We start from the raw sequence: 11,378 nt of genomic DNA on the forward strand, positions 1-11,378 counted from the left end.
GCGGCCGTGTGGTGGAACGGCCGGCTGTGGGGCGCCGGGCAGTGCCCGGGAAGCGGCTGTGCGGGCGGTCCGCGCGGGCGGTCCGTGCGGCGGTCACCAGGGACCCGGCTGACGTGGGGATCCGGCTCCTCCGGGGCTCCCCACTAAGGTGATACCGGCCGTGATCATGACGTGGTCCCTGAGTGATGAACGGCGAACGCCGCCCGGTGACCACGACTCTCCTCCGCGGGGACTCGCGGCGGATCGGGCGAAAGGCAGATCATGCGCGACCGGCTCCTACTTTCGGCCGGTCCGCCGGAAGGACGGTGCGAGAGATGGTGCAGGCGGCGAACGAAGCTCCCAGGGGCGCAAGGGACACGGGGCGTTCGCAGGTGCTGTCCGTCACGGCGTGGATGCTGCTCGCCGGGTGTCTGATCGGCCTCGTCGTGCTCGACTCGGCGGGCGGCCTCTACTGGATCCACTACCGCGGGCCGGCCAAGCTGATCGGCGCCCTGCTGATCGTCGCTGTCGCCGTCGTCTCACCCCGGCTCGACAGCCGGGCGCTGCCGGTGGCCGCCAGTGTGTGCGCGGTCGGGTCGCTCGGTCTCTCCGTCTGGATACACCTGGAGATGGTGGGCAGCTCGCAGTCGCTGGGATTCGCCGAGCCGGCGGCGCTCGTGTGGCTCCTGCTGCTCGTCGCCCGGCGGGGAAAGCCGTCGTGGGCGATGCTCGCCCTTCCGCTGCTCGGCATGGCGGTCGTGCTGCGGCCGGTGTCGGTCTCGGTGCGGCAGTCCACCACCATCATGGCGCTGCTCTTCGCCCTGGCGGCGGTCACTGCGCTGGGCATCGGCCTCGGGATGCGCCTGCTGCTGATGGACCGGCGGCGGCAGGCGGCAGCCCTCCGGCTGGAGCAGCGGACGGAGTTCGCCAGGGACCTGCACGATTTCGTCGCCCACCACGTGACCGGCATCGTCGTACAGGCACAGGGGGCCCAGGCGATCGCCGGCCGGCGCCCCGAACTGCTGCCGCCCGCTCTGCAGCGGATCGAACAGGCGGGATCGGAGGCACTGACCTCCATGCGGCACATGGTGGGGATGTTGCGCGACGCCGACGGGGAAGTGGCTCTGACGCCGCTGGCCGGCGTCGGTGAAGTGCGGTCGCTCGTCGAGGAGTTCTCGGCCGTCGGCGGTGCCCGGGCCCGGCTCGACGTGGCGGGTACCTTCGACGACCTGCCGGTTGAGGTGGCCACCACAGCCCACCGGGTGGTCATGGAGGCCCTCACCAACATACGCAAACACGCCCATGGCTGCACCGAAGTACTGGTGTGCGTGGACCGCTCGGGAGACCGGCTGACCGTACGGGTCAGCGACGACGGGCGCCCCCGCCCGGTCTCCGGCAGCGGTTTCGGGCTGAAGGGCCTGTCCGAACGGGTGGGCCTGATCGGCGGAAGCGTCCAGGCGGGGCCGGTGACGGGTGGCGGCTGGCGCGTCGAGGCGACGCTCCCGGTGTCCTCGGCAGGGGCGGTGGCCGCATGACGATCCGGGTACTGATCGCCGACGACCAGGCCATGGTCCGTGCCGGGTTCGCGATGATCCTCGCCGCCGAGGACGACATCGAGGTGGTCGCGGAGGCCACGGACGGGGTGCATGCCGTGGAGCTGGCCGGACGTCACCGGCCCGACGTGGTGCTGATGGACATCCGCATGCCCCGCATGGACGGGCTGGAGGCCCTGCGCAGGCTGACGCGCCCCGGCACGGTGGATCCGCCGAAGGTCGTCGTGGTGACCACCTTCGACGACGACGAGTACGTCCAGCGCGCCCTGAGCGAAGGCGCATCCGGGTTCCTGATCAAGGATTCCGGCCCTGCCCTGCTGGTCGAGGCCATCAGGGCAGCCGCCTCCGGCGAAGCGCTGGTGAGCCCGGCCATCACCGTCCGGTTGCTGCGGCGCCTGAACAGCGCCGTGCCCGCTCCCCGGGAGCCGCACAGCGCGCTCTCCGCAAGGGAGAAGGGCCTGGTGCGCCTGGTGGCCCGGGGGCTGACCAATGCCGAGATCGCCGCCGAACTGTCCATCTCCGTAGGCACCGTGAAGACGCATCTCGGCAACGTGCAGGCCAAACTGTCGGCCCGCAACCGTGTGGAGATCGCCGCCTGGGCCTGGGAGTCCGGGCTCGTCGACGGACGGGGCTGAGCGCCGTACGAGCGGTGGCGCCGGGGCGGGCCCGGGTACCGCGCCGGCCGGAGCACCCGGACCGTACCGCCGTCACCCCATGCTCTTGGCCCCGTCCAGGGTCTCGCGGATGATGTCGGCGTGGCCGGCGTGCTGGGCGGTCTCGGCGACGATGTGCATCAGTACCCGGCGGGCCGACCACTGCGCACCGGGCTCGAACCACGGTGCTTTCGGCAGCGGACGGGTGACGGCCAGGTCGGGCAGGGTGGCAACCAGCTCGTCGGTCCTGCGGGCCACTTCGGCGTAGCCGGCCAGCACGCCGGCCAGCGTCTCGCCGGGCAGCAGCCGGAACCCGTCGGCGCGGCGGGTCCAGTCGGCCTCGGTCATGGCCGTGAAGTCCGGCATCGCCGAAGGGCCGTTCACGATGAAGTCGGCCCAGCCGTGCTCGACGTCGGAGACATGCTTGATCAGACCGCCCAGGCAGAGTTCGCTCGCGGTGGTCCGTGACCCGGCCTGCTCGTCGGTGAGGTCGCGAGTGGTGAAGCGCAGGGACTGCCGGTGCTTGGCGAGCAACTCCAGCCACTCGGCCCGCTCACCGGTGACGGCCGCCGCTCCCGGCAGGCCGCTGCTGGTCGTCCCGCTGCCGGTCGTCTCGTTGGTGGTCATGGTTCTGCCTTCCCGTCTTCCTGCTCCGTCGGTCCGGGACCACCGTAGGAGTCATAGCGGCCGGGCGCTGTCCTATACCCCCGGAGACGGGGGCGGCGAGGGGCGGTTCACCGGGCCGGCGGCCCCGTCGCACCGAACGTCTCCGCCGTGCGTCCGGGCTTCCCGGCCACTCCCCGGCGCGCTGCCCGTTCCAGCGAGTGCAGCGCGAACAGCAGTACGCCGATGTCGTCCAGGTAGACCGGATCGGGGAGCAGGTCCACGGGGCTGATGGTGTAGATCAGCGCGCCCCAGAAGGCCAGCTTGTTCTGGAGGGGGATGCCCGCGTCGCGCAGGAAGCGGCGCGCGCGGAAGAGGCGTACGGCGAGGACGACCGTGACCACCAGCGTCGCCAGGATCGCGAGCGCGATGACGACCAGCAGCGTTTTCGAGTGGAGGTCCATGCCTGTACGGGTACCCGGTGGCCCGGACGCCACGCTGACGCCGGTCGCCCCGCCGTGCCCCCGGTGGGGGAGCGAAGTAGTTGGACAGGGAAACTTGCAAGGCTGCCTGTCTACCTCTTACGGTGGGCCCATGGCCACCTCCTCCCACGAACCCAGCCCCGAGCAGATCGCCGCCGAGCTCGCGGTCGTTCTCGGACATGTGGCGCGGCGGCTGCGCAGGACGTCGCCCGGTCTTGAGCTGACGCACTCGCAGCGGTCCGCGCTCTCCCTGCTGGACCGGGAGGGCCCGATGACCACCGCCGCGCTGGCCCGCGCCGAGCTGGTCAGACCGCAGTCGATGCGGCTGACCGTCTCCGCGCTCGAAGCCCGCGACCTGGTGGAGCGCGCCCCCGACCCGACGGACGGACGGCAGTCCGTCATGTCGCTCACTGCCCTCGGCCTGCGCACGCTCGAAGGCGTACGAGCCGACAAGGAAGGCTGGCTCGCGCTGGCCATCGGCGAGGAGCTGGACACGGCGGAGCGGCGCACGCTCACCGACGCTGTCGCACTGCTCGAACGGCTGGTGCAGCGGTGACGGGGCCCGGCCGGACGGGTCAGGGTACGGACAGGGATATTGCGACCGCTGCGAGCGCCGTGCCTGCTCCCCGCCGGTCCGCGGAGCCCGCACCCGATGCCGGGTTCGGGGGCCGTCTCACCGCGCCCCTGTTGCTGGGCTCGCTGCTCAATCCGCTCAACACCACCATGATCTCCACTGCCCTGGTGTCGATCGGCCATCACTTCGGGATCGGTGCCTCCAGCACGGTCTGGCTGGTCTCCGTGCTGTACCTGGCCAGCGCCGTTGCCCAGCCCGTCCTCGGCAGGCTCGCCGACTCCATCGGCCCGCGCCGGGTCTTCCTCGCCGGGCTCGCCGTCGTGGCAGCCTCCGGGCTCGTCGGTGCGGTGGCGCCCGGCTTCGGCTGGCTGATCGCCTCCCGGCTGCTCCTCGGGGTCGGCACGTCCGCCGCCTATCCCGCGGCCATGGCCGTACTGCGCTCCGAGTCACGCAGGCTCGGCCGGCCCACACCCCGCACGGTGCTGGGCCGCCTCTCCTTCGCCGCGCTCGGCAGCGCGGCCGTCGGTCCCACCCTCGGCGGGCTGCTCGTCGCGACCTGGGGCTGGCGGGCGATCTTCGCCGTCAACGTGCCGCTCGCGTTCGTCGCGTTCGTCTGCGCCCTGTGGTGGATCCCGGCCGACAGTGTCCGGCGCGCGGACGGGGCAGGAGGCACGGGCGAGGCGCGCGAACCGGCCGGACTCGACCCGCTCGGCATCCTGCTCTTCACCGGAACCCTGACCGCCCTGGTCTTCTTCCTTCTCGACCTGGCCCACCCGGCGTGGTGGCTGCTCGGCCCCGTCGCGGTGCTCGCCGCCGTCCTCACCTGGTGGCAGCTGCGGTGCCCGAGCCCCTTCATAGACCTGCGGATGCTCGGCCGCAACCACGCGCTCGCCCGCACCTATCTGCGGCACGGCCTGAGCTATCTCGTCATCTACTGCGTGATGTACGGCTTCACCCAGTGGCTGGAGGAGGGCCGCGGCTTCTCCTCCCTGCACACCGGTCTGCTCATGCTGCCCATGTCGGTGGCCGCACTGGTGTGTTCACTGCTCGGAGCCCGTACGAAGGGCATCCGCGCGCCACTGATCACGGCCGCCGTCCTGGTCACGGCGGGCAGCGCCCTGCTGCTCCTCGCCACCGGGGCCACCCCGGTCGCCCTGCTGCTCCTCACCGGGGCCTGCTTCGGAATCCCGCAGGGGCTGATCGGCACCAGCAACCAGGCCGCCGTCTACCAGCACGCGCCGGCCGACGCCATCGGATCCGCCGCCGGACTCCAGCGGACCGCCCAGTACCTCGGCGCCATCACGGCCTCCAGCCTCATCGCCCTCGCCTACGGGCAGCGGGCGAGCGACGGCGGAATCCATCTGATGGCCGCCGTCTCCGTTGTCCTCGGTCTGCTGCTCGTCGCACTGACCGTCTCCGACCGGGCGCTTCGTGCCCGTAACCGAAAGTGAGCCACACCATGACAGCCACCACCCTCGACACCAGGACCGCGCTGGTCCTCATCGACCTCCAGAAGGGCATCGTCGGCCTGCCGACCGTCCACCCCGCCGCCGAGATCGTCGGGCGCGCCGCGGAGCTGGCCGCCGCCTTCCGCGCGCACGAGCTGCCGGTCGTCCTCGTACGGGTCACGGGCGGTGCGCCCGGGCGGAACGAGTCCCCCGCGCAGGGGGGCACGCCTCCGGCGGACTGGGCCGACCTGGTGCCCGAGCTGAACCAGCAGAGCAGTGACATCGTCGTCACCAAGCAGACCTGGGGGGCGTTCCACGGCACCGACCTGGACATGCAGCTGCGCCGTCTCGGTGTCACCCAGGTCGTCCTGGCCGGGATCGCCACCGCCATCGGCGTCGAGTCGACGGCCCGTTCGGCGCAGGAGCACGGCTACCACGTCACCGTCGCCACCGACGCCGTCACCGACATGGACGGGGAGGCCCACCGCAACGCCGTCGAGCGGATCTTCCCGCGTCTCGGCGAGACGGACACGACCGAGGCGGTCATCAAGCTGCTGGGCTGATCCCGCCCGGCGGGTGTGGCGCACTGCCGTTCGCGTCCCGGTGCGGAAGCCCGGGCCGGGGAGCCGGCGCCCCGGCTCTGCCCGGGAGGCCGGTGCGCGGTGCGCCACTTTCATGTCCTTCCAAGTCAGGCCGCTGAAGGGGGAGTTCGATGGCCGTCGCCTGACCCTGGGCGCGGCGCGACCCTTCCTGGCGGCCTTCACGCAGGAGGGAAGGTGGTGCGGCTGTATTTCATCACTTCGGGTGAAACTCTGGCCCCTGCTTGCGGTCAACAACCCACGGTTGTCACGCTGTTGCGGTCTGTCAACCTGCATGGGGGAGTGGCCAGTGACTTTCGGTGAGCAGCCGGCCTATCTGCGCGTCGCGAGTGATCTTCGGCAGAAGATCACCGACGGCTCGCTGCCACCGCACACGCGACTGCCCTCCCAGGCCCGCATCCGTGAGGAGTACGGGGTCTCCGACACGGTCGCCCTCGAAGCGCGCAAAGTGCTGATGGCCGAGGGGCTCGTCGAGGGCCGCTCCGGGTCGGGGACGTATGTCAGGGAGCGCCTCGCACCGCGCCGGATCGCCCGCTCCGGCTACCGGATGCCCGACGGGGCGACGCCGTTCCGTCAGGAGCAGGCCGACGAGAGCGTGCAGGGCGCCTGGGAGTCGAGCAGCGAGCAGGAGGCCGCGGACGCCGACATCGCGCCGCGGCTCGGCATCGCCCCGGGCGAGCGGGTGATGCGCACGCGGTACGTCTACCGCGACGCGGGCGAGACGATGATGCTGTCGACCTCCTGGGAGCCGCTGGCGGTCACCGGCCGGACGCCGGTCATGCTCCCCGAGGAAGGCCCGCTCGGGGGCTGCGGAGTCGTCGAGCGGATGGCCGCGATCGACGTCGTCGTGGACAACGTCGTCGAGGAGGTCGGCGCCCGGCCCGGTCTGGCCGAGGAGCTGCTCGCGCTCGGCGGGGTGCCCGGTCATGTGGTGGTGACCATCTCCCGTACGTACTACGCGTCCGGGCGGGCCGTGGAGACGGCCGACATCGTCGTCCCGGCCGACCGCTACCGCATCGCGTACCACCTGCCGGTGAAGTGACCCGCCCGGCCGGACGCTGCCTCCGGCCGGCCGCCGGGGTGGAAGCCGCTCGCTGAGCGCGAGTCGGCACAGCCCTGCCCTTGTTCCTGCAGACCCCCGCCCGGTCGAGTGTTCTCCGGGCGGGGGTCTGACGCTCTGTCTGCTGCCGACCCCGCCCGATCGAGTGTTCTCCGGGTGGGGGCCTGGTGCTCCGTACAGTCCTCAATGAAAATTGCAGAGTGGCTTGATGCGTACCTCTTTGTGAAAACACGCATTCGCTCAGTAAGGGTCAGGCGTACGCTCGGGCATATGCGGACTGCGGTTTCCTGGGGATCAGAGTCGGCCTCCGCGCCGGCGTGCGACGGGGGCATGTGATGACGGACAGCGCGAGCGCCACGCTCTCGTGGCAGGTGATACGTGAGGACGACAACGGCAATCGCTATCGCGTCGGAAGGTACGCGACGAGGGACGAGGCGCAGAAGACCGCCGACACCCTCGGTGCCCGCGGGCACCGGCAGATGTACTGGATCGAACGCATCGGCCAGAGTGTGCAGTAGCGCCCCCGTGGCGGCCGTCTGCGGCGGCCTCGCGGTGCGTCGGTAGGCTCGCACCATGGCTGATCGTGTCGTCGTGGGTGGAGCGTTGTACGACCGGGGGCGGCTGCTGGCCGCGCGCCGCAGCGCGCCGCCCGAGCTCGCGGGACGCTGGGAGCTGCCCGGCGGGAAGCTGGAGCCGGGGGAGAGTGCCGAGCAGGCGCTGGTGCGCGAGCTGCGCGAGGAACTGGGCGTCGAGGCCGAGCCGCTGGAGCGGATCCCCGGCGAGTGGCCGCTCGGACGCGGGCTCGTCCTGCACGTGTGGACCGCGCGGCTGACCTCGGGCGAGGCGCGTCCGCTGGAGGACCACGACGAGCTGCGCTGGCTCGGTCCTGACGAGATCGACACCGTCGACTGGCTGGCCCAGGACCGCCCCGCGGTGGCCGAGGCGGCACGCCGCCTGAGAGCGGGAACGCACGGATGACGCAGGCGCCCCGCCGGCCGGCCGTCCCTTCCTGACGGCTCCGGCCCCTCCGGGCGTCACCTCGCCTCACGCCGCCGGGCGCGGCCCCGCGGTGTATTCGCGACTCGCGCCCCGGATCCGCCCCTTCACCCTGCGCCCCCGGTGCCCAGCCGTGCCCGCCCGTGCCCGCCCGGGGTCCGCCTGTGCCCGCTGGGGTGGGTGCACGCCGGTTCGCACCCGTCCGGGGTCGCCGGGTTGCGCCGTTCGTGCCCCTGTGGGTCATAGGGCACGGCGCAGTCGGTATCCGCACTGAATACAGGGTATGTGCTGGTTAGCACCTATTCGTCAGAACGCATGTCCATGGTCGGCCTGGGGAAGTGATCGGCTTGATCGACATCGAGGGCGGGTGCGCGGAATGGACGTTCCCCGCCGAGCCCGATGCCGTACGTGTCGCGCGCCGGGCGGTCCAGGACACCCTGCGCAGCTGGGAACTCGACGGCACGTTCGGTGACGTCGCCACCCTGCTCGTGAGTGAGCTGGTGACCAACTCCATGCGGCATGCGTCCGGGCCGATCGGAGTCAGGATCGCGCGACTGGATCAAGCCACGCTGCGGGTGGAAGTTTCCGATCCGCTTCCGGATCCGCCCCGCGAGAGGGAGGCCGGTCCTGACGACGAGGGGGGTCGGGGACTGCAGCTCGTGGCCTGCTCGGCGCAGCGTTGGGGGACGGCTCGCAGCAGATCGGGCAAGACGGTGTGGTTCGAGCTCGCCCAGCCTGGTTAGGAGAAGGGTGGTATGTCGATCGCAGTCGGAGTGTCCGAAAGTGACTGAGACCGTGCTGTGATCGTGAACGCCGTGCCGGTTGGGACCGTAGTGCTGAATACTGCGGGTGCCACCTTGGTCGGTTCGGTGCGTGGTGAGCTGGAGGGGACGGTCGCGTGAGCGATATATCCGGTGCGACGGGCGATGTCGTATGGCAGAGCAGTCCGCCCGGTTCGATCTATGACTACATCAGGGTTGCCTCGTTCTCGATCGGGACGGACGGCCTGGTGGAGCAGTGGAGCAAGCGGGCCGAAGAGCTGTTCGGTGTGGACGCGCGCGATGCCGTGGGCGTGGACCCGGTCGAGGTCTTCCTGCCCGTAGAGGTCCGGGGCAGAGGGCATGGCACGGTCGCCGAGATCCTCGACGGCAAGGAGTGGACCGGTCTGGTCCCCTTCCGGATGCCCGACCGGCCCGAGACGCAGGGTCTCGCCGAGCTGTATGTGATGCCCACCGTGACGGCGGACGGCAAACGGGCCGCTGTCTGCATCGTCGTCGACGTGCGGGTGCTGCGGCACATCGAAACCGACCTCGCCTCCTCGCAGGCCATATTCGGCCAATCTCCCTTCGGCTTTCTGCTGTTCGGCACGGACCTCACGGTGCGGCGGGTCAACAAGCGGTTCGCGGAGCTCTTCGGGGACGAAGTGGCGGAGCACCGGGGCCGTACGGTCCACGACTATCTGCCCCGTGCCGAGGCGGACCGGATGACCTCGGCGCTCAAGCGGGTCCTGGAGACCGGGCGCCCGGTCACCGACCTCCAGCTGATCGGCTCCGCACCGGGCGGCTCCGACCACCGGCACTGGTCCGTCAACCTCTACCGCGTGCACAGCGGGGCGGGTGCCCCCATCGGCGTCGCCGGACTCGGGACCGATGTCACGCGCCGTCATGTCGCGGCCCGTGAGGCGGCCAACGCCCGCCGCAACCTCGCCCTGCTCAACGAGGCAGGCGCCAGGATAGGGAACTCGCTCGATCTGGAGACCACCGCCCGCGAACTCCTCGATGTGGCCGTACCCGGCTTCTGCGACCTGGCATCGGTCGACCTGTACCAGGGGCTGCTCGCCGGTGACGAGTCCCCCAGGGGCAGCGCCGACGGCAGTGCGGAGCTGCGCCGGGTCGCCTATGCAAGCGCCGTCTCCGATGCCCTGCCGAAGGGCCCGGACGGCGGGCCGTCGCTCGGCGCCGTCCACCGGTACACCTTCCATTCGCCGTGCGCGAACGCCCTGCGCACCGGCAAGGTGCGCTCCGTGCCCGGTTCCCCGGGGAGCCACGTCCAGTCCACCCTCGCCGTACCGATGGTCGCCCACGACACGGTGGTCGGGCTCGTGCAGTTCTCCCGTACGAAGGGGAGCGAACCCTTCGGGGAGCGCGACCGCTCGCTCGCCGTGGAGCTGGCCGCACGCGCCGCGGTCTGTATGGACAACGCCCGGCTCTACCGGCGCGAACACGAACGGGCCCTGATACTGCAGCGTTCGCTGCTGCCGCCCGGCGACCCGGAGGCGGCCGGGCTCGACATCGCCTGCCGCTACCTGCCCGGCAACACGGCGAGCGAGGTCGGCGGCGACTGGTTCGACGTCATCGAGCTTCCCGGACACCGCACGGCGCTGGTCGTGGGCGACGTCATGGGTCACGGGCTGCGGGCCGCCGTCGCGATGGGTGAACTCCGCACCGCCGTGCGGACGCTGGCGCTGCTGGACCTGGAGCCCGCCGAAGTGCTCGAAGCGCTGGACGAGATCGCCCGCGGGCTCGGCAGCCCCAGCGGTACCCAGCAGGCCTCGCGCGCCGCGCACAAGACCCGGGACGCCGACCTCTCCGAGGTCTATCTGGCGACCTGCGTCTACGCGGTGTACGACCCGGTGACCCGGCGCTGCACCTTCGCCAACGCCGGGCATCTGCCGCCCGTGCTGGTCGAACCGGGCGAACAGGCGCTGCTGCTCGACGTACCGCCCGGCATGCCGCTGGGCGTCGGCGGCGAACCGTTCGAGGAGGTCGAGGTGGAGATCCCGGAGGGCGCGCTCCTCGCGCTCTACACCGACGGCCTGGTCGAGTCCCGCGAGCACCCGCTGGACGAGGGCCTGAGCGCGTTCCGTGATGCCCTCACCCACTCGGAGCGACCGCTTGAGGACGTCTGTGACCACGTGCTCAACACGCTGGACACGCAGCACGGCGAGGACGACATCGCGCTGTTGATGGCCCGTATCCAGGGCCTGCCGTCCGACGCGGTCGGTGACTGGCGACTGCCCCGCGAGCCGCGCTCGGTGGGCCGGGCCCGCGAGCTGGCCCGTGAACGGCTGGTCGGCTGGGGTCTCGACGACCTGGTGGACACGACCGAACTCCTGGTCAGTGAGCTGGTCACCAATGCCCTGCGGTACGGGGAGGGGGAGATCAGGCTCCGGCTGCTGCGCGACCGGACCCTGGTCTGCGAGGTCTGGGACGCGGGCCTCGTCCAGCCCCGCCGCCGCCGCGCCCGTGACACGGACGAGGGCGGTCGCGGGCTCCAGCTCGTCGGCATGCTGAGCGCGGCCTGGGGCTCCCGCAGGACCCCGCGCGGGAAGACGGTCTGGTTCGAACTCGCCCTGCCGGACGGAGCTCCGGCGCCGGAGCTGAGCGTGGAACAGCTGCTCAGCATGTACTGAGGCGCGACAGGTCATCGGC

12 protein-coding genes are annotated in these 11,378 nt (G+C 71.4%); 10 read left to right on the forward strand and 2 right to left on the reverse strand.

The window, feature by feature from the left end:
- Positions 1–371: 371 nt before the first annotated feature.
- Together OG917_RS22515 and OG917_RS22520 are read left to right on the forward strand one after the other, a co-directional pair.
- On the forward strand, positions 372–1,514 hold the full coding sequence (locus OG917_RS22515; RefSeq protein ID WP_328319412.1) for a sensor histidine kinase: 1,143 nt from the start codon (positions 372–374) through the stop codon (positions 1,512–1,514).
- On the forward strand, positions 1,511–2,167 hold the full coding sequence (locus OG917_RS22520; RefSeq protein WP_328319413.1) for a response regulator transcription factor: 657 nt from the start codon (positions 1,511–1,513) through the stop codon (positions 2,165–2,167). The genes OG917_RS22515 and OG917_RS22520 overlap by 4 nt, the downstream gene beginning before the upstream one ends.
- A gap of 72 nt (positions 2,168–2,239) precedes the next feature.
- Here OG917_RS22520 and OG917_RS22525 read toward each other — a convergent pair whose 3' ends face one another.
- Positions 2,240–2,812 carry a DinB family protein gene (locus OG917_RS22525; protein ID WP_328319414.1) on the reverse strand — a complete coding sequence of 191 codons (573 nt, stop codon included), beginning with the start codon at positions 2,810–2,812 and terminating at the stop codon, positions 2,240–2,242.
- A gap of 107 nt (positions 2,813–2,919) precedes the next feature.
- The gene (locus OG917_RS22530; protein ID WP_328319415.1) at positions 2,920–3,252 is read right to left on the reverse strand and encodes a YkvA family protein; all 333 of its coding nucleotides are present in this window, start codon (positions 3,250–3,252) and stop codon (positions 2,920–2,922) included.
- 130 nt (positions 3,253–3,382) lie between these two features.
- Between OG917_RS22530 and OG917_RS22535 the strand changes: the two genes are divergently transcribed.
- The 8 genes from OG917_RS22535 (at position 3,383) to OG917_RS22570 (ending at position 11,359) form a co-directional block, all read left to right on the forward strand.
- Positions 3,383–3,826, forward strand: coding sequence for a MarR family winged helix-turn-helix transcriptional regulator (locus tag OG917_RS22535; RefSeq protein WP_328319416.1), 444 nt, complete (start codon positions 3,383–3,385; stop codon positions 3,824–3,826).
- On the forward strand, positions 3,823–5,295 hold the full coding sequence (locus OG917_RS22540) for an MFS transporter (protein ID WP_443059006.1): 1,473 nt from the start codon (positions 3,823–3,825) through the stop codon (positions 5,293–5,295). The genes OG917_RS22535 and OG917_RS22540 overlap by 4 nt, the downstream gene beginning before the upstream one ends.
- 8 nt (positions 5,296–5,303) lie before the next feature.
- On the forward strand, positions 5,304–5,855 hold the full coding sequence (locus OG917_RS22545) for an isochorismatase family protein (protein ID WP_328319418.1): 552 nt from the start codon (positions 5,304–5,306) through the stop codon (positions 5,853–5,855).
- A 325-nt stretch (positions 5,856–6,180) separates the two neighbouring features.
- Positions 6,181–6,933 carry a GntR family transcriptional regulator gene (locus OG917_RS22550; protein ID WP_328319419.1) on the forward strand — a complete coding sequence of 251 codons (753 nt, stop codon included), beginning with the start codon at positions 6,181–6,183 and terminating at the stop codon, positions 6,931–6,933.
- A 353-nt stretch (positions 6,934–7,286) separates the two neighbouring features.
- Positions 7,287–7,469: an SPOR domain-containing protein gene (locus tag OG917_RS22555; RefSeq protein ID WP_328319420.1), complete on the forward strand. Its 183-nt coding sequence runs from the start codon at positions 7,287–7,289 to the stop codon at positions 7,467–7,469.
- Between the two features lie 55 nt (positions 7,470–7,524).
- Positions 7,525–7,929 (forward strand): (deoxy)nucleoside triphosphate pyrophosphohydrolase, encoded by a 405-nt coding sequence (locus OG917_RS22560; protein ID WP_328319421.1) that lies wholly within the window; start codon positions 7,525–7,527, stop codon positions 7,927–7,929.
- Positions 7,930–8,285: 356 nt separating this feature from the next.
- The gene (locus OG917_RS22565; RefSeq protein WP_328319422.1) at positions 8,286–8,690 is read left to right on the forward strand and encodes an ATP-binding protein; all 405 of its coding nucleotides are present in this window, start codon (positions 8,286–8,288) and stop codon (positions 8,688–8,690) included.
- 155 nt (positions 8,691–8,845) lie between these two features.
- Positions 8,846–11,359, forward strand: a complete 2,514-nt coding sequence (locus OG917_RS22570; RefSeq protein WP_328319423.1) for a SpoIIE family protein phosphatase — start codon at positions 8,846–8,848, stop codon at positions 11,357–11,359.
- The last annotated feature ends 19 nt before the right edge of the window (positions 11,360–11,378 follow it).

The sequence above is a fragment of the Streptomyces sp. NBC_00388 genome, from assembly GCF_036061255.1.
Taxonomy (GTDB): Bacteria; Actinomycetota; Actinomycetes; order Streptomycetales; family Streptomycetaceae; genus Streptomyces.

Coding starts and splice junctions, on each gene's coding strand:
- OG917_RS22520 (WP_328319413.1), top strand. CDS start 1,511: ATGACGATCCGGGTACTGATCGCCGACGACCAGGCCATGGTCCGTGCC.
- OG917_RS22525 (WP_328319414.1), bottom strand. CDS start 2,812: ATGACCACCAACGAGACGACCGGCAGCGGGACGACCAGCAGCGGCCTG.
- OG917_RS22530 (WP_328319415.1), bottom strand. CDS start 3,252: ATGGACCTCCACTCGAAAACGCTGCTGGTCGTCATCGCGCTCGCGATC.
- OG917_RS22535 (WP_328319416.1), top strand. CDS start 3,383: ATGGCCACCTCCTCCCACGAACCCAGCCCCGAGCAGATCGCCGCCGAG.
- OG917_RS22545 (WP_328319418.1), top strand. CDS start 5,304: ATGACAGCCACCACCCTCGACACCAGGACCGCGCTGGTCCTCATCGAC.
- OG917_RS22555 (WP_328319420.1), top strand. CDS start 7,287: ATGACGGACAGCGCGAGCGCCACGCTCTCGTGGCAGGTGATACGTGAG.
- OG917_RS22560 (WP_328319421.1), top strand. CDS start 7,525: ATGGCTGATCGTGTCGTCGTGGGTGGAGCGTTGTACGACCGGGGGCGG.